The following is a 17,783-nucleotide window of genomic DNA, read 5'->3' as shown; positions in this document are numbered from 1 at the left end:
GTGGCCTTTGGCCTGGCTGGCACGTGTCTTGCTCGGTTAATCGCCGTCGCGCTGCATTCGGCCCCTGCATGGTGCAGGGGCCGGGGCGAATGCGGCGTCCTCGCTCTGTCCGTTCATCACCGGGCGGACAGAAGCAACGAGCATCCTACCGAGGCAGCGTCATGGAGATCAGAAACAAGGCCACTCGCATTCGGCTTTTCGATTTTAAAACGCCGCAGATGCGCGCGTTTCATCTGTCCTGGTTTGCCTTTCACGTCTGTTTTTTTGGCTGGTTCGGCATCGCGCCGATGATGGCCATCGTGCGTGACGATCTGAACCTGACCAAGACGCAGATCGGCAATACCATGATCGCTTCGGTCGCGGTCACCGTCGTGGTTCGTCTTTTTATCGGCCTTTTATGTGATCGCATCGGCCCGCGGCGCACCTACACCTGGCTTTTGTGTCTGGGGGCATTACCGGTCATGTCGATCGGTCTGGCCGACAGCTTCGAAAGCTTTTTGCTGGCGCGACTGGCGATCGGCGCTGTCGGCGCGTCGTTTGTGATCACCCAGTATCACACCTCGATCATGTTCGCCCCCAATGTGGTGGGCACGGCCAATGCGGCCACGGCCGGCTGGGGCAATCTGGGCGGCGGGACGACCCAGATCCTGATGCCGCTGGTGCTGTCGGGCATTTTGATGCTGGGCGTCAGCGAAACGCTGGGCTGGCGGCTTGCGATGGTCGTGCCGGGGGTGGTGCTGTTTCTGACCGGCCTTGCTTACTGGCATTTCACCCAGGACGCTCCGGAGGGCAACTTCAGTGATCTGCGTCGCCGCGGCGAACTTGTCGAGGCCAAAAACGAGTACGGCGCGCGTTCAAGCTTCGGGTCGGCCATTCGGGACGTGCGCGTCTGGGCGCTGTTTCTGGTCTACGGGGCCTGTTTCGGTGTCGAGCTGACCATCAACAATATCGCCGCGCTCTACTATTTCGACAATTTTGAGCTCTCGCTGGGCACGGCCGGTCTGATCGCGGGGCTTTTCGGGCTGATGAACCTGTTTGCCCGCGCGCTGGGCGGTTTCTTCTCCGACCGCTTTGCGCGCCTGGGCGGGCTTCGGGGTCGCGTGCGCTGGCTGTTTCTGACGCTTTTGTGTGAAGGCGTTGCGCTGATGCTGTTCTCCCAGATGCAGGTGCTGGGCATCGCTATTGTTACCATGGTGATGTTCAGTTTGTTCGTGCAGATGGCGGAAGGAGCAACCTATGGCGTGGTGCCCTTCATCAATCGCCGGGCGCTGGGCGCCGTGGCCGGCATTGTCGGCGCCGGCGGCAACGTGGGTGCCGTGGCGGCCGGCTTTTTGTTTCGTTCGGAATCGATAAGCTATCAGCAGGGACTTTTCTTTTTGGGGATCACGGTGACCCTGATCTCGTTTGCCGCGCTGAGCGTGCGGTTTCCGAAAGGGGCCATGAGCGAGGCGCAGGATGAAACGGCGCAGGCGAGCACAAGACACTCGGCGCCGGCGGGTGGCTATCGCAGCGGTGAGCAGATGAGCTGATCCGCCCTTGCAAAACGACCCGGGTGTCAAACCCGGTAGAGGGCTGGCGGCGCGGTGCATGAGATCCATGCACCGCGCCGCTTGATATCAGATATCGCCAGCCCCGGTGATGGCCACTATAGTCAGGGCACCGCGGTCCATTTTCATGAGCGAGCTTTCAGGAGGCATGCCATGTCCCGTCAATTCACACGCAGTGATCGCCTTGTTGATCAACTCGATACCATGCTGCGTACTCTGGTTCCGGGCGCGACGCGCGCCAGCCGTGCTCGACCCGGTCTCGGGGCGCAGGACAAGCCCATGACCACCGATGAAGTCCGACACTCCGTTGACGTCTTGCGCCATCATCATCGTGGTCGGGTCATCGGGCAGGGCATCTATCAGGGGCAGCGCTTTGCCACAGGCATCAGCAGCCGCTATCAGCCGGTGGACGAGCTGTCGGTTCGAGGCGTTGACCATCTGGACTGGTGTGACGCGCGGCTGCGCGAGCTGGGCGGGCGGGCATCGCGATTGACGCCCTTTTATTACACGGCGTCGCTGGGTGCCGGGATGCTGCTGAGCCGTCGCAGTCATGCTCGCGGGCTTGGGCTGGTCAACCGGGGTGAGAGTCTGCAGGCGGAGTCACTGGAGCGTCAGCTGGCGGCACTGCCGGCAGCTGACGAGAAATCGCGTGCTGTCATTCGCCAGATGCTTGATGACAGCACGCGTCATGCGCGCGGTGCGCTTGAAGCGGGTGGCCAGCGCTGGCCCGGAGGCTGGCGCTGGATGTCATCGATGGGGGGACGGGTCTGTGAGTGGCGGCGTCTGCGTCACCACTCAGCGGGAAGCATGATCGACTGACGACTCGCCATCGCCCGGTTCGGTGCCCTGTGTCTCAACCGTTCTGTTCTTGTGGGCCTCTGTCGAGATCGGTGAGAGCTCGGTAATGGCGCCGGCTTCGTCCTCTTCCTTTTCGTGAGAGAAAAGATCCCAGGCGGCAATGAACAAGGCGGCAATCAGCGGACCGATGACAAAGCCGTTGATGCCGAAAAGTGCCATGCCGCCCAGCGTTGAGATCAGCACCACGTAGTCAGGCAGCTTGGTGTCCTTGCCTACCAGAATCGGGCGCAGGAAATTGTCGGCAAGACCGATGATGACCACACCGACAAAGATCAAAATGGCGCCATCCACGATGTTGCCCGTCATCAGGTAATAGGCGGCGACCGGCGCCCACACCAGAGCGGCACCGATGGCCGGCAGCAGGGACAAAAAGGCCATGATGACGCCCCACAGCAGCGGCGCTTCAATGCCCAGTCCCCAGAAGGCCAGACCACCGATGCCGCCCTGTGTGGCGGCGACGATAATATTGCCCTTGACCGTGGCGCGCGTGACCGTGATGAACTTGTTGAGTAGCTGATACTTGTAGCGCGCGCTCAGGGGAATGGCCTGACGAATGCGTCGACCCAGCGGAACACCATCGCGAAACAGGAAAAACAGCAGATAGAGCATGATCCCCACGCTGACGAAAAACTGCAGGGTGTTCTGGCCGATGCTCAATGCCCTGGAGGCCAGCATCTGGCTGCCCTGTGCGGCCCCTTCCGAGACCCGTTCGCGCAGCTGGGAAAGGTCTCCCATACCGGTGCTTTCAAGCCAGCTGTCGACCGTCGGCGGCAGTGCCTGACGGGCCTGCTCGACATAGGCACCGAGATCCAGATCGCCCGAACGGATGCGCTGGTAGACGCTGGTGCCCTCCTGGACCAGGGAGCCTGCGATCAGGGTCACCGGGATAATGACGATAAAAAAGCAGATCAGCACGTTGGTAAGGGCTGCGAGATTGCGTCGTCCACCGTAGAGACTCAACAGGCGCCTTTGCAGGGGCATGAAAATCAGGGCCAGAATGACACCCCAGAAAATGGCGCTGAAAAAGGGCAGCAGTATTACCCAGACGAAGGCGACCGAGACGCCTACCAGCAGCAGCTCAAATGCCCTTTTTTCAATCGGTTTTTCCATACCTTCTCCCGCCTGGACGTGACGTCAGCCGTGCTGGCCGTCAGATCCTGTAACAGTCGCAAAAAACCCGGCATAACGCCGGGCATGTCATCACCATTGTAGTCTGAGTGTGTCAGACAATGTCGGTTCGTCGGTCGCCTGCGGGTATTGCGCCCTTCAGGCTTCGACGATTTCCCACGAATGGGTTATCTCGACGCCACCGTTGGCAAGCATCAGCGAGGCGCTGCAGTATTTCTCGGCCGAGAGCTCCACGGCCCGCTTGACCTGAGCTTCCTTGAGCGCCACGCCGGTGACCACAAAGTGTAGATGAATGGCGGTAAAAACGGCCGGTGTGGTATCGGCGCGTTCAGCCTTGAGCTGTGTGACACAGTCGGTCACCTTCGCGCGGGCCTTTTCAAGAATGTTGATCACGTCATAGGCACTGCAGCCGCCCAGCCCCATCAGGACCATTTCCATTGGCCGAGGCCCGGTGTTGCGACCGCCGTTGTCCGGATTGCCATCCAGAATGATGGCGTGACCGCTGCCCGATTCGGCCACGAACTGTCGGCCATCGGTCCATTTGATGCTGGCTTCCATGAGTCTTGCTCCGTGCAGATAAAGAGGTGAATCCTCTCATGAGATAATTGAAAAAAATTGAGCTCAGTCCTTGCCCTGATGGGCAAGCTGCTGCTCGAGCAGGGCCAGCCGCTCGGGCGTGCCGATATCCGACCACTGTCCTTTGTGGTAATGGCCACCAAGGCGCTGCTGCTGCATGGCGTCGATCAGACAGGGTCTGAGTGGGCAGGGCGTATTGTCGGCAAGATCAGCCACCAGCGATGGATGCATGAGCGCCATGCCGGCATAAACCAGGCGCGGCGCGCCTTGCTCATGCAGGCGGCCGGTCTCATCGAGATAAAAATCGCCCTCACGGTGGTGATCGGGCGGGTCGACCATGACCAGTCGCGCCAGATCGTCCCCGAGCGGGCCCAGGCTGTCGGGCGTAATGTCGCACCAGACATCGGCATTGACCAGCCAGAACGGCTCGTCTCCCAGTAACGACAGGGCATGGCGAATGCCACCGGCCGTTTCAAGCGCAGTCGGCTCGACGCTGTAGCGCAGCCGAACCCCGTAGCGTGTCCCGTCGCCAAGCGCCGTCATGATCTGTCCGCCAAGATAGCTGACGTTGATGACAATGTCGGTGATGCCTGCCGCGTACAGCCGCTCGATATGATATTCGATCAGCGCGCGGTCCCCCACCCTGAGCAGCGGTTTAGGGCAGTGATCGGTCAGGGTGCGCATGCGTGAGCCGCGTCCGGCGGCGAGTATCATCGCTTTCATGTCACAGGCCATGTTCACAGCGGTGCTGAATCAACCGGGCATCCAGTTTCGGCACAAAATCGGTATCAAACCACTGCATGAAGGCTTCAAACCCGGGCTGGCCGGTCAGGCCCTGGCGCACGTGTTCAACAAACAGCGGCAGCAGGGTGAGATAGCGTGGCTTGTTGTCACGCAGGGCCAGACGACAGAAAAGGCCCAGCACTTTAAGGCTGCGCTGCGCGCCGGTCAGATCGACCATGCGCCGGAAGGTTTCCGGTTCGAGGGGGGCAATGACGCCCGCGGCCTGGGCTTTCTGGCGCCACGTCTCGATCCAGCGCATCTGGTCGCTTTCGGGCCAGGCGTTGTTGCGATCGCGCAGCAGGGAGACCAGGTCGTAGGCCAGCGGACCACGAACTGCCCCCTGAAAATCGATGACCCAGAGACGCTCGTCGTGACACATGAGGTTTTGCGCGTGGAAATCACGATGGACGCAGACCTGAGGCTGCGCGCTCAGTGCCGCCACCAGTTGCTCGCGGACCTGCGGCCAGTTTTCAGGGGGCTCGATATCGAGCCACCGGGTCAGACACCACTGCGGGAAAAGGTCGAGTTCATCAGTAAGCCATTGGGTATCGTAGACCGGCAGGGCATTGGTCGGCAGCGCTGCGATGGCCACCGACGTCGAGATGGCCTGGTTCATGAGGGCTTCGCGCTGGTCTAACCGGGCCAGATGCTGGCGCAGCATGTCATCGCCCAGATCCTGCATCTCGATAAAGCCCTGATCCAGATCCACGTGATAGAGCGCCGGCACCAGGATGTCGTGCAAGCGCCACAGGCGCGCGATCTCTACAAAGGGCCGGCTGTTTTCGCGCTCGGGCGGGGCATCCATTAATATGCGCGAATCACCGTTGCCCAGAGACAGGCGAAAATAGCGTCGAAAGCTGGCATCATCTGTCACGATCTCGAGCTCGGGTGGCGAGGCCTCAAGGCCGTGATGGGATGCCGCCCAGCGGCGCAGGGCGTCAAGGCGCGCTGTCATGGGAACTCCTGGTTGACGGTACGGTTGCGGCACCGCATGCTGAGCGCTCAAGGGCCGCAACAGAACACTTTTGTCGCTTTTTCAGGCTGCTGCGGTGTCTTTTGCCGCGTACCATACCGATTTTTAAAAGCAATCACATCGCCTCATTGCAAGGAAGAACAAGGATCATGGGCCAGCGTATCTTCTGGACCGCCGCCTCGCTGACCGGTCTTCTCTCGACCATGGCTCAGGCGGCGCCCCAGCCACTGCCCGCCAGCGAACTTGACTGGCAGGCCTGGGGAGATGACCGCCCCGCCAATGCGCTGTGTCGGGGCCGCTATATCATGCCGGACTATCGTCTTGATGCCGGCAGTACTCCGTCACAGGTGCGTACCGAATCCGACGACGCCGGCTATGGCAGTAACGGGGAAACCCTGCTTGATGGTGAGGTTGTCCTGCGTCGCGGCGACCAGCAGCTGGAAGCCGGGCGCGCCACGCTTAATCAGGCGCGCACCAGTGTGTCGCTGCAGGGGCCTGTGGCCTATCGCCAGCCCGGCTTTCTGGTGCGCGGCGACCAGGGTCAGGTTGCGCTCAACAGCGATGCCGCCGAGATTGATCAGGCCCACTATGTGGCTCACGAGCAGCGCCTGCGTGGTGATGCCGGCCAGCTCTCGCGTCTGGAGGATGGTCGTTATCGCCTTCAGGATGCCTCCTTTACGACCTGTGAACCCCAGTCAAGCCTGTGGCGGCTGGTCAGCAGTGACATTACGCTGGATCAGGAACGCGGTTACGGTACGGCCACCCATGCCCGCATGGAAATCGAGGATGTGCCGGTCTTTTACTGGCCCTGGCTGCGTTTCCCGATCGATGACCGCCGCCTGACCGGCTTTTTGTGGCCTTCCGTCAGCTACGGCAGCGAGGCGGGACTTGATTACGCCCAGCCGTTTTATCTCAACCTCTCGCCCAATTACGACGCTACCGTCACGCCGCGCTATATTTCCGGACGAGGCGAGGCACTTGGCGGGCAGCTGCGCTATCTCTTCGACGAGGACGCCGGCACGCTGGAGGGCAACTATCTCGGCCACGATAATGGCGGCGACGATAATGATTTCAAGGACGAGGATCGCTGGTTTGTGCGCTATGCCCACGATGGCCGCTTCTCGCCGCGTACCACCTACAACCTGCGCTACGGGGCGGCCAGTGACGGTGACTATTTCGATGATTTCGGCCAGACCTTTGAAGAGCAGGACACTGATAACCTCGAGCGTCTGGCGCGTCTGAACTATCGCGGCACGACCTGGAATCTTCAGGCGCGGGCGCGCGGCTATCAGAAGCTCGATGAGCCACTGCGCGATAGCAACAAGCCGTTTTATGAGCTGCCGGCGCTGCTGGCCAGCGCACGCTGGGACCAGGCCGGCGGCTTTTATGAAGAGTTCAACTCCAGCGCGACCTATTTCTGGCGCGATGTTGATTATAATGACAGCTCGATTCGACCGCAGGAATCCGCGACCGGTGCCCGGGTTCACGTCGCGCCCGCTGTGGGCTTTCGCCGTTCGCCTTCCTGGGGGTTCTTCGAACCGCGTGCCGAGCTCATGGCCACTCAATATGAGCTGGACTGGCACGACCGCGACGATACTTCCGGCTTTGATGACTCGCCCAACCGGGTGCTGCCGGTATTTTCCGTGGACTCGGGGCTCATATTTGAGCGCGACACCAGCATTTTCGGCAGCGACTGGCGTCAGACCCTGGAGCCACGCCTTTACTATGCCTACGTTCCCCATCGGGATCAGTCCGAGTTGCCGCAGTTTGACAGTCGCGAACAGCCGCTGTCCTACTCGCAGCTCTGGTCACCCTATCGGTTCAGCGGTTCGGATCGGATAGGGGATACCAACAAGGTGTCCTATGGCGTGAGCACCCGCTTTCTGGAAGACGATACCGGTCGCGAGCGACTGGGTCTATCGGTCGGGCAGAGCCACTATTTCGAGGATCGCCGCGTCGTCGATGCCCGCTTTGACAATCGCGACATCAACGAAGACAGCGAGCTTTACTATCGCAATACCCGCGACCGCTCCCCGGTTGTCGCCGAAGCCGACTGGCAGATTACCGACCGCTGGTCGGCGCGCCAGTCCTTTTTCTACGATGATCATCGCAATCGTACCGAGAAGACCTCGTCCTATCTGACCTATCAGGACACGGACAACCTGATCCTCAATCTGGGCTATCGCTGGACCGTTCAGGACTTCGACCCGTTTGGAGACCAGGACGACCGCCTTGATTACAATCGCGAAGAGTACGATATCTCGGCGGCCTATCGCCTCACGCCGGCAATTTCACTGCTTGGTCGCTACCTGTATGATCAGACCAACAATCGCACCCTCGAAACGCTGGCAGGCGTGCGCTTTAACGACTGCTGCTACGGGGTTCAGCTTGCCTGGCGCGAGTACATCGATGACAACGATACGGCCCGAATCGACGACGATGATCGCAAGCACGGCCTCTTTTTGTCCTTTATCTTCAAGGGCCTTGGCGGTGTCGGACAGGGCAGCAGCGACGGCTATTTCTCCGAGGCCATTCCCGGCGTTCGGGAAAATGACTTTGGCGCCTATACCGGCGTGGGCAATTAAGGCCAAACGGTTGCTTGTGACCGGGCCGGAACTCGCAGCGAAGGCATGGCCTTGCTGCACTACTGACGTAACGTCGGTTTTATGGATGAAAAGAGAGATGTCATGAAAGCACGCAACGCAAACACGCTAGCCGCTCTGGGCCTTGCGCTGAGTCTTTTTGTTTCACCGCTGACAGTTGCTGCCGTCCAGCCTCTGGATCGTGTTGTTGCCGTGGTCAACGATGAGGCCATCATGTCCAGCGATCTGGATCGGCGCGTAGCGCAGGTGCGTCAGCAGATGCAGTCACGCAATATCGGCATGCCGGATCAGGAAGAGCTGCGCGAGCAGGTGCTCTCGCGCATGATTACCGAACAGATCGAGCTGCAGATGGCCGAGCGTGCCAACCTGAGCGTCAGCGACAGCGACCTCAATCAGGCCATGCGAGGCGTCGCCCAGCGTAACAACATGACGCTTGAGCAGTTTGCCGACCGGGTCGAGCAGGAGGGCATGAGTTACGCCCAGGTCAGAGAGCAGATTCGCCGTGAGCTTTTGATCACTCAGGTGCAGCAGCGTAGCGTGGCCGGTCAGGTCAATATTTCCGATCGTGAAGTGGATCAGTATCTAAAGCAGGCCGGCAGCAACGCCAATGTTCAGTACCATCTGGCCCATATCCTGATTGCCGTGCCGCAGGCGCCCACGCCCGGGCAGGCTGAAGCGGCCCGTGAAAAGGCCGAGCAGCTGCGTCAGGCCATTACTTCGGGGCAGGCAGGGTTTCAGGAGGTTGCTGCGGCGCAGTCCGACGGTCCCCAGGCGCTGGATGGCGGGGACCTGGGCTGGCGTAGCGGCGCCGAAATGCCCAGTATCTTTGAAGACGTTGTTCCCGGTCTGAATGAGGGAGAGGTCAGCGAGCCCATCCGCAGCCCCAGTGGCTATCATCTGATTACTCTTCTGGACAAGCGCGGCGGCGGCAATGCCGAGCAGCAGCGCGAGCAGATCCGGCGCACACTCTTTCAGCGCAAGGTCAACGAGGAGCTTGAGGCGTGGACACAGGAAATTCGTGCCTCGGCCTACGTTGACAATCGCCTGGAGCAGGGCGACGGTACTGCGCCGTAACAGACCAGACCTCCTTTCGGGAGCCAGCGCTGATGACAGGCCGCGAGCAACCCTCGCGGCCTTTCGTTGGTGAAGGCAGTTATCTTTGACGCAGGAATCTTTCATGTCACGACAACCGGCCCCCATGCGGGCGCGCAAGCGCTTTGGGCAGAACTTTCTCCAGGACCATGGCGTCATCGAGCGCATTGTGGGCTCGGTCCATCCGCAAAAGGGTGATCGACTGGTCGAAATCGGCCCGGGGCAGGGGGCGCTGACCGAGGAGTTGCTGAAAACGCACGGGGCGCTGGAAGCCATCGAACTGGACCGGGACCTGATTCCCGGACTGCGCACCCGCTTTTTCAACTACCCTGACTTTCACATGATTGAAGGCGACGCCCTCGCTTTTGATTTCAAGGCGTTTCGCGGCGATGGCCCGGCACTACGCGTGGTCGGCAATCTGCCCTATAACATCTCCACGCCGCTGATCTTTCATCTGCTGGGTGCCGGCGATGCCGTGCGTGACATGCACTTCATGCTGCAAAAGGAAGTCGTGGCCCGGCTGGCAGCAGAGCCCGGAACAGGGCAGTGGGGGCGGCTATCGGTCATGACCCGCTACTACTGTCAGGTGGAAGCCCTGTTTGATGTGCCGCCCGAAGCCTTTCTGCCGCAGCCAAAAGTGGACTCGAGCATTGTTCGTCTGACGCCCTGGCAGACACGGCCTCATGTGGCCCGTGATGAGGCGCTGCTGTCGGATCTGGTGCGTCGATCCTTCTCTCAGCGGCGCAAGACGCTGCGCAACAATCTGCGCGATGTCATAAGCGCCGAGACACTGGAGTCGCTCGGGATCACGCCATCGCGTCGCCCGGAGACGTTAAGCGTTGGCGAGTTCGTGGCGATCGCCAATCATCTTTTTGAGAACGCCTGATGAGTGAGCCTGTCCGAGACATCGTGATCGAGGTGGAAAGCTTTTATCTGCCGCAGGAGTCGGACCCATCACAGCAGCGCTTTGTGTTTGGCTATCGGGTGGCCATCCGCAATCAGTGGACGTATTCCATCCAGCTTCTGGCCCGCTACTGGCGTATTTCCCAGGGCAGCGGGGACGTGCGTGAAGTGCGTGGTGAAGGGGTCGTTGGCCGACAGCCCATGATCGCGCCGGGCCTGCCCTTCAATTACAGCAGTCGGGCCATTCTCGACAGCCAGGTCGGGGTGATGGAGGGCAGCTATACCTTCATGGCGCCGGCACTGGGAGAAACATTTGATATCACGATTGCCCCTTTTCGGCTGGCCTGTCCGTTGCACCTGCATTGATGTCCATGGGGCAGTGTCCTGCAGTGGCGAAGGTCATCCTTATTCAACGGTTTCGGAGTAGACAATGACGATCTGGGCCATCGGCGATTTACATGGCTGCGGCCATGAGTTCGAGACGCTGCTCGAGGCCATTGATTTTGTGCCCGGGCGTGATCATCTGTGGATTACCGGCGATCTGATCAACCGGGGGCCACAGTCGCTTCAAACGCTGCGCCGCGTTCATGCGCTGCGCGAGCATGCAAGCGTCGTGCTGGGCAATCATGACCTGCATCTGCTGGCAGTTGCCTTCGGGCATGCTCGCCTCAAGCCTTCGGATACGCTGATCGACATTCTCGAGGCGCCCGACCGCGATATACTGCTCGAGTGGCTGCGTTGTCAGCCCCTGATGGTCGAGTCCCGCACCCACCGAAGTGTCATGACCCATGCCGGCCTGCCGCCGCAGTGGTCCATCGAGCGGGCGCGCCAGTACGCGCGTGAAGCAGAGGCCGTGCTCTCTTCGCGTCAGTTCTTCGAATTTCTGCCCAACATGTATGGCAATGAACCGGCACGCTTTGAGCCTGCGCTGCACGGCAACGACCGCCTGAGATCGATCATCAACGTCTTTACCCGCATGCGTTTCATCGATGCGCACGGCACGCTTGATTTCAGCGCCAAGGAGGGGCTTGATAGCGCCCCCGACGGCTTCAGGCCCTGGTTCTGCTTTGAACGCGGCGACACCGAACGTCTGATTTTCGGACACTGGGCGGCACTTGAGGGCCGAGCGCCCGGCGCGCTGGCCAACGTACGGTCACTCGATGCCGGCTGTGTCTGGGGTGGCACCCTGATGGCCATGAATCTCGAAACGGAGCAGATCGTGACGGTGGCGTCACAAAAGCGTCAGTAACGTCCGGGCGATGCAACTCACCTATCCACGGAGACCCCATGTCCTTCAGTCATCTTGATCACGATACCCTGAAACAGTGGCAGGACAGCGACACCGCTCATGAAGTGGTGGATATTCGCGACCCCTTGAGCTTCAGTCAGGCGCACATCCCGGGCAGCCGTCATCTGGACAACACCAGCGTCGGCAGTTTCATTGAAAAGACGCCGCAGGAAAGTGCTGTAGTGGTGGTCTGCTACCACGGCCACTCCAGTCAGCAGGCCGCTCTCTGGCTGGCAGGGCAGGGTTATGAAAGGGTGTACAGTCTTGATGGCGGTTTTACCCACTGGCAGCACCATCATCCTGACCAGGTAGTTCGCGATGAGGGTATGGAACCACAGTGATCTGCTTTGAACTCGATGAGCCGTTAAAGGGACTTGAGGTCTACTGCGTGGGCGGCGCTGTGCGTGACGATCTGCTGGGTATCAACCACGATGATCGCGACTGGGTGATCGTGGGCTCGACCAGTGAAGAGATGCATCGGCGCGGATTTCGCCCGGTGGGGCGTGACTTTCCGGTCTTTTTACATCCTCATACTCATGAGGAGTACGCTCTGGCCCGAACCGAGCGCAAGTCCGGGCACGGCTACACCGGCTTTGAGGTGCATGCTACACCCGACGTTACGCTGGAAGAAGACCTGGCGCGACGCGATCTGACCATCAATGCCATGGCGCAGGACAGTTCGGGCCAGCGGTTGGATCCCTTTCAGGGCATCGAGGACTGTCGAACCGGCACGCTGCGCCATGTCTCCGCGGCTTTTGTGGAAGACCCGCTGCGTATTCTGCGCACCGGCCGATTTCTGGCGCGCTTTCAACCCCGCGGCTTTACGGTGGCCGATGAAACCATGGCGCTGATGAAGACCATGGTGGCCGAGGGCGAGGTCGCCCATCTGGTGGCCGAGCGGGTCTGGCAGGAGGTCGAGCGGACGCTGGGCGAGGCGGCGCCGTCCGCCTTTTTTGAGCTTTTACAACAGTGCGGGGCGCTGGACGTTTTGATGCCGGCGTTGAGTGACGTGCTTGAGACGGGGCTGGCCCGCATGAGCGCCGTCAATATAGCCATGGCGCGCTGGGCGCTGTTGACGGCTGACCTGTCACAAGAGGCGCTGACAGCGCTGTGTGAACGCTACCGCGTACCGGGAGAGTGGCGTGACCGCGCGCTGATGGTCGTGCGCAGTCGGGCACTGTTGTCATCCTCGCCCGATGCCGATCAGGTTCTGGCATGGGCCCAGGTCATGGACGCCTGGCGACGACAGTCGCGGCTGGATGACGTGCTCGGGATGCTTGCCATCGGCAATTTCGGGTTGCCGGTCACGGCACTGGGCAATGCCGTCGACCGGGCGAGACAGGTGTCACCGCAGTCGCTTATGGCGCAGGGGTATCAGGGGGCAGAGCTGGGCCGCATGATCGATGTTGAACGCCGCCGCGCTATCGAACATGGGCTGGCGAGCACATAACGGCTTCAACGGGCTCCGGTGCCGAAATCTTTTTCCCCTGCCACTCAAAGGCCACCGGCCAGAGCTCCTGGGCGTCGGCATCGAAAGCCTGCCATAGCACCCGATAGGGCGTGCCCGTAAGGGGGTGGCAGTAGTCGCCAAAACTTTCCGCCAGCGGGCGCAGTACAAAAGCGTTCCAGGTGATCTCGTCACGTGGCAGGGTGACGCCGTCGATAAAGCCGGTCAGATCATCCACGCACAAAATGTCGATATCCAGCGCGCGTGAGCTGAACTTCGGTGCACTGTGGTCCCGGCCGTTGTCGCGCTCGATTTGCTTGCACCACTGGTTGAGACGGGCCACCGGCCAGGGGCATGACGCCCCGACCACCAGGTTGTAGAAGTTGCACGGGCTGTCAAAGCCGACCGGGCGGCTTTCAAAGACTCGTGAGATCAGCAGTTCGCCAAAGGTGTCATGCAGGGCCGTAAGTGCTGCGTCGATACGTTGGTGACGCTGGGCATTACTGCCCAGACTGAACAGTACGAACGCCATATCAGCTGCGGTACTCGCCGCGCTCGATACGCACGCCAACAAAGGCGGCATCCGCCACGGCGCCGGGTTTTTTCAGCGTCAGGCGCAGCCAGGCAATACCAAACTCCTCACGAAGAATCAGGGCAATGCGCTCGGCAAAGGTTTCCACCAGCTCAAACCGGTGCTCGCTGCAGTACTGCTGAAGGCGCTGGCTGATGGCGGCATAATCCAGCGTGGCACTCAGGTCATCGTTGCGGGCAGCGCGGGCGATGTCGCAGCCCAGCTCCAGCGTCAGCAAAAGGCGCTGATGGATACGCTTTTCCCATTCATACACGCCGATCACGGCTTCCAGCGCCAGGTCTTCGATCAGCACCGTGTCCATGGCGATTCTCCTGTCATGGGTCATTGATTCAGTCCTGGCATCGAGCGGGTGCGGCCAGCTCGGAGAGCGGCCAGCGCGGCGTGGCCAGCATGGTCTGGTCATCGCGCTCGCCGGCCATCAGGCGCTGGGTGCCAACATAGGCAATCATGGCGCCGTTGTCGGTACAAAACCGCCCTCTGGGATAAAAGGCGCGCGCGCCCATTTTTGCAAGTGCCGTATCAAGGCGCTGACGCAGGCGCTGATTGGCGCTGACGCCGCCCGCCACGACCAGGCGTTTGAGGCCGGTCTGTTCCAGTGCGCGTCGACACTTGATCACCAGTGTATCGGCAACCGCATCTTCAAAGGCTCGGGCCACATCCGCGCGGGCCTGATCGTTCAGTTCCCCCTGAGCTTCCAGCGCCCTGACGGTAGTCAGCGTGTGGGTCTTTAAACCCGAGAAGCTGAAATCAAGCCCCGGGCGGTCCGTCATGGGCCTTGGAAAGCGAAAACGCGTCGGGTCACCCTGCTCGGCCAGTCGAGCAATATGCGGGCCGCCGGGGTAGGGCAGCGAGAGCATGCGGGCAGCCTTGTCAAAGGCTTCTCCCGCGGCGTCATCGACGGACTCGCCCAAAAGTTCATAGTTGCCCAGCGCATGCACCGCTACCAGCTGGGTGTGGCCGCCGGAGACCAGCAGGGCAACAAAGGGAAAGTCGGGACGTTCGTCTTCCAGCATGGGCGCCAGTAGATGCCCTTCCATATGATGAACGCCCAGTACCGGGACCTGCCAGGCCCAGGCCAGGCCGTGGGCAGTGGCAGCGCCGACCATCAGCGCACCGACCAGACCCGGGCCTGCCGTATAGGCAATCGCATCGATGTCGCGGGCTTCAAGGTCTGCCTCAAGCAGCACCTGATCGATGAGCGGGAGCAGGCGGCGGACATGGTCGCGCGAGGCCAGTTCGGGCACGACACCGCCATGCTCGACATGCATGTCAACCTGGCTGAACAGGGCGTCGGCCAAAAGCCCGTGTTCGCTGTCAAACAGGGCGATCCCTGTTTCATCGCAGGAGGTTTCGATCCCCAGTACGCGCATGGTGTGTCCTGATTTCGATAAGGGCGTCTTTCAGTGGCGGGTGCCGTGCAACAGACAATATTTGTGGCAGCCGGCAGGTGGGCAAGTCTACCCGTTTGTACTTCCCGCGTCAGGCGCTTTGCAAACCGAGGGCGCGACGTTTATAATACACGCCCTGTAATACCGGGCTGTGCTTCTGGCCGCTGATCGCGGCGCCTTCGCTGAATCGTGATCACCATGTCATGACCGGTTTAAGTGCCGCATCGACGGCATTGAGCACATTCAAACCTCATTGATCTCCTTAAGGTGGTGATTGCTTAATGCCTTCCGTCAAAGTACGTGACAACGAACCGTTCGACGTTGCTCTGCGTCGTTTCAAGCGCTCCTGTGAAAAGGCTGGCGTGCTCTCCGAAGTTCGTCGTCGTGAGAGCTACGAAAAGCCCACGGCTGAACGCAAGCGCAAGGCAGCAGCTGCTGTCAAGCGTCATGCGAAGAAGCTGCAGCGCGAGCGCAAGCGCTTCGAGCGGTTGTATTGATCCGTACCTGAGCGTATGCCCAACGCTTCAGCGGGATGCCGAACGGCCGCCATTGGCGGCCGTTCGTTTTTATAGGTAATGATGGGTCAGGCGCCGCCGAAAACGTTACGGCAACGCATGCGCTTGCCCGACAATGCCACACGAGACACCCGATACACCGGCCATTCCAGACTGAGAGGATGGCGACGCTGTAACGGGCATGATCACTGACCCCTGAGGTAGTGCAGGACATTATGGCCGGCAGAATTCCTCAACGATTTATCGACGATCTACTGGCGCGAACGGATATCGTTGATGTCATCGGCTCTCGTGTACAGCTCAAAAAGACAGGGCGCAATCATTCGGCGCTTTGTCCGTTTCACCAGGAAAAGTCTCCTTCCTTTACCGTCAGTGCCGACAAGCAGTTCTATCACTGCTTCGGATGCGGCGTCAGCGGCAACGCCCTGCGCTTTATCATGGAATTTGATCGCCTGAACTTTCCCGAGGCGATCGAGGCACTCGCAGGCCGTGCCGGCATGGAAGTGCCGCGTGAAGGAGAAAGTGACGAGCAGCGTCAGCAGGCGCGCGTGCAGGCAAAACGCCAGGAAGAGGCTGTCAATCTGCTGGAGCTGGGGACGCGCTTTTATCAGCAGCAGCTGGCCTCACCGACGGCGCATCAGGCCCATGAGTACCTGTCGCGTCGCGGTCTGAGCGACGATATCGTCAGCCGCTACGCCATCGGCTACGCCCCGCCCGGCTGGGACGCGCTCAAGCGCCATCTCGGTGACAAGGGGGTAGACGAAAATGTTCAGGTCGAATACGGCCTGCTGGTCAAAAAGGAAGAGACCGGCCGCAGCTGGGACCGCTTTCGCGACCGGGTCATTTTTCCCATTCGCGACTGGAAGGGACGAACCATCGGCTTCGGTGGTCGAGTACTGGGGGATGAAAAACCCAAATATCTCAACTCGCCCGAGTCTCCGGTCTTTCACAAGGGGCGTGAACTCTACGGGCTCTACGAGACCCGGGTGCAGTCAAAACGCCCCGAGCGCATGCTCATCGTGGAAGGCTACATGGACGTGGTGGCTCTGGCGCAGCACGGGGTTGATTACGCTGTGGCAACGCTTGGCACGGCGACCACGGAAGAGCATCTTCGCCGCCTGTTTCGCCTGGTGGATGAAGTGGTGTTCTGCTTTGATGGTGACGCAGCCGGCCGGCAGGCGGCACATCGTGCGCTCAATACCGTACTGCCGTTGATGATCGATGGCCGTCAGGCGCGGTTTCTGTTCTTGCCGGAAGGTGAGGACCCGGACTCGTTGATTCGCCAGGAAGGCCGGCAGGCCTTTGAGCAGCGCATCGTGCGTGCCGGTTCGCTGACGGAGTATCTTTTTGATCATGCCGGCGAAGGACGCGATCTTCGCCGTATCGAGGATCGAGAGCGTTTTGCCAGTGCCGTGCTGGAAGGGATCAAGCGCCTGCCGCAGGGGCTTTTAAGATCGCTTTTGATGCGTGAACTCAGCGAGCGCACGGGGCTTGAGCGCGGTACGCTCGAGGAGCTTTCCGAAAGTGATTCACGGCAACCGGGTCAGCCGAGCTCGCACTCGTTGCAGCCGGCCCGGCAGCAGGAAACACCGCATGAAACCGCGCGGCAGGCACGCTCGACTTCGCAGGTGGCGTCCCGTCGCCAACAGGGTGTTGCCATCCTGAGCACCAGCGGGCGAATCCTGCATTTGATCGTGCACTCGCCGGCACTGGTCGAGGCGTTGCCGGAGGGGGAGGCGTGGTGTCCCGACGATGAGGACGGGCAGCTTCTGCTGGAAGTCGTCAGGCTGGTGCGTGCCGGCGGCTATCGCTCGTCACAGGTGCTGCTGGCGCATTTTCACGGCAGCAGCCACGGCAGTCGACTGCTGGCGCTTTTGCAGCGTGAGCCGCTGATACCCGTGACGCTGCGTCATCGGGAGATAGAGGTTCTGGTGGCGCATTTTGAGCAGCAACGCCAGCGCTTGAGTCCGGAGCGCGAGCTTGAAGCACTGCAGACCCGCGAGCGCAGCGGCGAAAAACTCACGCGTGAAGAGGCAGGTCGGCTATGGCAGCTGGTCTGCGAGATCAAGCGCTGAAAGCCCTGTTGCGGG

18 protein-coding genes are annotated in these 17,783 nt (G+C 60.8%); 11 read left to right on the top strand and 7 right to left on the bottom strand.

Translation table 11 applies throughout. The features are described 5' to 3' along the window. Positions 1 to 161 precede the first annotated feature (161 nt). Together ACS92L_RS07425 and ACS92L_RS07420 are read left to right on the top strand one after the other, a co-directional pair. Positions 162 to 1,529 (top strand): MFS transporter, encoded by a 1,368-nt coding sequence (locus tag ACS92L_RS07425; protein WP_438768157.1) that lies wholly within the window; start codon positions 162 to 164, stop codon positions 1,527 to 1,529. A gap of 171 nt (positions 1,530 to 1,700) precedes the next feature. Continuing rightward, a complete protein-coding gene (locus tag ACS92L_RS07420; protein WP_438768155.1) occupies positions 1,701 to 2,366 on the top strand; it encodes a 3-demethoxyubiquinol 3-hydroxylase in 666 nt (221 codons plus the stop codon). On the opposite strand, the gene ACS92L_RS07415 is transcribed toward ACS92L_RS07420, so the two are convergent. From ACS92L_RS07415 to ACS92L_RS07400, 4 genes are all read right to left on the bottom strand, one after another. Next, the gene (locus ACS92L_RS07415) at positions 2,343 to 3,515 is read right to left on the bottom strand and encodes an AI-2E family transporter (protein ID WP_438768153.1); all 1,173 of its coding nucleotides are present in this window, start codon (positions 3,513 to 3,515) and stop codon (positions 2,343 to 2,345) included. The genes ACS92L_RS07420 and ACS92L_RS07415 overlap by 24 nt on opposite strands. Before the next feature lie 156 nt (positions 3,516 to 3,671). After that, complete coding sequence (locus ACS92L_RS07410) at positions 3,672 to 4,091, bottom strand: OsmC family protein (RefSeq protein ID WP_438768151.1); 420 nt, start codon at positions 4,089 to 4,091, stop codon at positions 3,672 to 3,674. A gap of 63 nt (positions 4,092 to 4,154) precedes the next feature. Then, entirely contained in the window at positions 4,155 to 4,832 is a 678-nt protein-coding gene (murU, locus tag ACS92L_RS07405; RefSeq protein ID WP_438768149.1) for an N-acetylmuramate alpha-1-phosphate uridylyltransferase MurU, read from the bottom strand. Between the two features lies 1 nt (position 4,833). Then, a complete protein-coding gene (locus ACS92L_RS07400; RefSeq protein WP_438768147.1) occupies positions 4,834 to 5,847 on the bottom strand; it encodes an aminoglycoside phosphotransferase family protein in 1,014 nt (337 codons plus the stop codon). 167 nt (positions 5,848 to 6,014) lie between these two features. On the opposite strand from ACS92L_RS07400, the gene ACS92L_RS07395 reads away from it, so the two are divergent. From ACS92L_RS07395 to ACS92L_RS07365, 7 genes are all read left to right on the top strand, one after another. Next, positions 6,015 to 8,450 (top strand): LPS-assembly protein LptD, encoded by a 2,436-nt coding sequence (locus ACS92L_RS07395; RefSeq protein WP_438768145.1) that lies wholly within the window; start codon positions 6,015 to 6,017, stop codon positions 8,448 to 8,450. Between the two features lie 102 nt (positions 8,451 to 8,552). Beyond that, positions 8,553 to 9,542 carry a peptidylprolyl isomerase gene (locus ACS92L_RS07390; protein WP_438768143.1) on the top strand — a complete coding sequence of 330 codons (990 nt, stop codon included), beginning with the start codon at positions 8,553 to 8,555 and terminating at the stop codon, positions 9,540 to 9,542. 103 nt (positions 9,543 to 9,645) lie between these two features. Further along, positions 9,646 to 10,446, top strand: a complete 801-nt coding sequence (rsmA, locus tag ACS92L_RS07385) for a 16S rRNA (adenine(1518)-N(6)/adenine(1519)-N(6))-dimethyltransferase RsmA (protein ID WP_438768141.1) — start codon at positions 9,646 to 9,648, stop codon at positions 10,444 to 10,446. Then, complete coding sequence (gene apaG, locus ACS92L_RS07380) at positions 10,446 to 10,829, top strand: Co2+/Mg2+ efflux protein ApaG (protein WP_438768139.1); 384 nt, start codon at positions 10,446 to 10,448, stop codon at positions 10,827 to 10,829. Before rsmA ends, apaG begins: the two co-directional genes overlap by 1 nt. A 64-nt stretch (positions 10,830 to 10,893) precedes the next feature. Next, a complete protein-coding gene (locus tag ACS92L_RS07375; protein ID WP_438768138.1) occupies positions 10,894 to 11,712 on the top strand; it encodes a symmetrical bis(5'-nucleosyl)-tetraphosphatase in 819 nt (272 codons plus the stop codon). 38 nt (positions 11,713 to 11,750) lie between these two features. Then, positions 11,751 to 12,092 carry a thiosulfate sulfurtransferase GlpE gene (gene glpE / locus ACS92L_RS07370; RefSeq protein WP_438768137.1) on the top strand — a complete coding sequence of 114 codons (342 nt, stop codon included), beginning with the start codon at positions 11,751 to 11,753 and terminating at the stop codon, positions 12,090 to 12,092. After that, on the top strand, positions 12,089 to 13,201 hold the full coding sequence (locus ACS92L_RS07365) for a polynucleotide adenylyltransferase (protein ID WP_438768135.1): 1,113 nt from the start codon (positions 12,089 to 12,091) through the stop codon (positions 13,199 to 13,201). The genes glpE and ACS92L_RS07365 overlap by 4 nt, the downstream gene beginning before the upstream one ends. On the opposite strand, the gene folK is transcribed toward ACS92L_RS07365, so the two are convergent. The 3 genes from folK to tsaD are packed head-to-tail and all read right to left on the bottom strand — an operon-like array spanning position 13,173 to position 15,160. After that, positions 13,173 to 13,730 (bottom strand): 2-amino-4-hydroxy-6-hydroxymethyldihydropteridine diphosphokinase, encoded by a 558-nt coding sequence (folK, locus tag ACS92L_RS07360; protein WP_438768134.1) that lies wholly within the window; start codon positions 13,728 to 13,730, stop codon positions 13,173 to 13,175. The two genes, ACS92L_RS07365 and folK, sit on opposite strands and share 29 nt — an antisense overlap. A 1-nt stretch (position 13,731) precedes the next feature. Then, the gene (folB, locus tag ACS92L_RS07355) at positions 13,732 to 14,091 is read right to left on the bottom strand and encodes a dihydroneopterin aldolase (RefSeq protein WP_438768435.1); all 360 of its coding nucleotides are present in this window, start codon (positions 14,089 to 14,091) and stop codon (positions 13,732 to 13,734) included. A 28-nt stretch (positions 14,092 to 14,119) separates the two neighbouring features. Next, complete coding sequence (gene tsaD, locus ACS92L_RS07350) at positions 14,120 to 15,160, bottom strand: tRNA (adenosine(37)-N6)-threonylcarbamoyltransferase complex transferase subunit TsaD (RefSeq protein ID WP_438768132.1); 1,041 nt, start codon at positions 15,158 to 15,160, stop codon at positions 14,120 to 14,122. Positions 15,161 to 15,459: 299 nt separating this feature from the next. Between tsaD and rpsU the strand changes: the two genes are divergently transcribed. Beyond that, complete coding sequence (gene rpsU, locus ACS92L_RS07345) at positions 15,460 to 15,675, top strand: 30S ribosomal protein S21 (protein ID WP_017430978.1); 216 nt, start codon at positions 15,460 to 15,462, stop codon at positions 15,673 to 15,675. Between the two features lie 233 nt (positions 15,676 to 15,908). Continuing rightward, on the top strand, positions 15,909 to 17,768 hold the full coding sequence (gene dnaG, locus ACS92L_RS07340) for a DNA primase (RefSeq protein WP_438768131.1): 1,860 nt from the start codon (positions 15,909 to 15,911) through the stop codon (positions 17,766 to 17,768). Positions 17,769 to 17,783 lie beyond the last annotated feature (15 nt).

The organism is Kushneria halocnemicola (genome assembly GCF_965650455.1).
Lineage (GTDB): Bacteria > Pseudomonadota > Gammaproteobacteria > Pseudomonadales > Halomonadaceae > Kushneria.
This window is presented reverse-complemented; position numbering and strand designations above follow the sequence as displayed.

Excerpts from the sequence above, each read along its gene's own strand:
- ACS92L_RS07420 (WP_438768155.1), top strand. The coding sequence starts at position 1,701 with ATGTCCCGTCAATTCACACGCAGTGATCGCCTTGTTGATCAACTCGAT.
- tsaD (WP_438768132.1), bottom strand. The coding sequence starts at position 15,160 with ATGCGCGTACTGGGGATCGAAACCTCCTGCGATGAAACAGGGATCGCC.
- glpE (WP_438768137.1), top strand. The coding sequence starts at position 11,751 with ATGTCCTTCAGTCATCTTGATCACGATACCCTGAAACAGTGGCAGGAC.
- ACS92L_RS07395 (WP_438768145.1), top strand. The coding sequence starts at position 6,015 with ATGGGCCAGCGTATCTTCTGGACCGCCGCCTCGCTGACCGGTCTTCTC.
- ACS92L_RS07400 (WP_438768147.1), bottom strand. The coding sequence starts at position 5,847 with ATGACAGCGCGCCTTGACGCCCTGCGCCGCTGGGCGGCATCCCATCAC.
- apaG (WP_438768139.1), top strand. The coding sequence starts at position 10,446 with ATGAGTGAGCCTGTCCGAGACATCGTGATCGAGGTGGAAAGCTTTTAT.
- ACS92L_RS07375 (WP_438768138.1), top strand. The coding sequence starts at position 10,894 with ATGACGATCTGGGCCATCGGCGATTTACATGGCTGCGGCCATGAGTTC.
- ACS92L_RS07415 (WP_438768153.1), bottom strand. The coding sequence starts at position 3,515 with ATGGAAAAACCGATTGAAAAAAGGGCATTTGAGCTGCTGCTGGTAGGC.
- murU (WP_438768149.1), bottom strand. The coding sequence starts at position 4,832 with ATGAAAGCGATGATACTCGCCGCCGGACGCGGCTCACGCATGCGCACC.
- ACS92L_RS07425 (WP_438768157.1), top strand. The coding sequence starts at position 162 with ATGGAGATCAGAAACAAGGCCACTCGCATTCGGCTTTTCGATTTTAAA.
- dnaG (WP_438768131.1), top strand. The coding sequence starts at position 15,909 with ATGGCCGGCAGAATTCCTCAACGATTTATCGACGATCTACTGGCGCGA.
- folB (WP_438768435.1), bottom strand. The coding sequence starts at position 14,091 with ATGGACACGGTGCTGATCGAAGACCTGGCGCTGGAAGCCGTGATCGGC.
- folK (WP_438768134.1), bottom strand. The coding sequence starts at position 13,730 with ATGGCGTTCGTACTGTTCAGTCTGGGCAGTAATGCCCAGCGTCACCAA.
- ACS92L_RS07410 (WP_438768151.1), bottom strand. The coding sequence starts at position 4,091 with ATGGAAGCCAGCATCAAATGGACCGATGGCCGACAGTTCGTGGCCGAA.
- ACS92L_RS07390 (WP_438768143.1), top strand. The coding sequence starts at position 8,553 with ATGAAAGCACGCAACGCAAACACGCTAGCCGCTCTGGGCCTTGCGCTG.
- rpsU (WP_017430978.1), top strand. The coding sequence starts at position 15,460 with ATGCCTTCCGTCAAAGTACGTGACAACGAACCGTTCGACGTTGCTCTG.
- rsmA (WP_438768141.1), top strand. The coding sequence starts at position 9,646 with ATGTCACGACAACCGGCCCCCATGCGGGCGCGCAAGCGCTTTGGGCAG.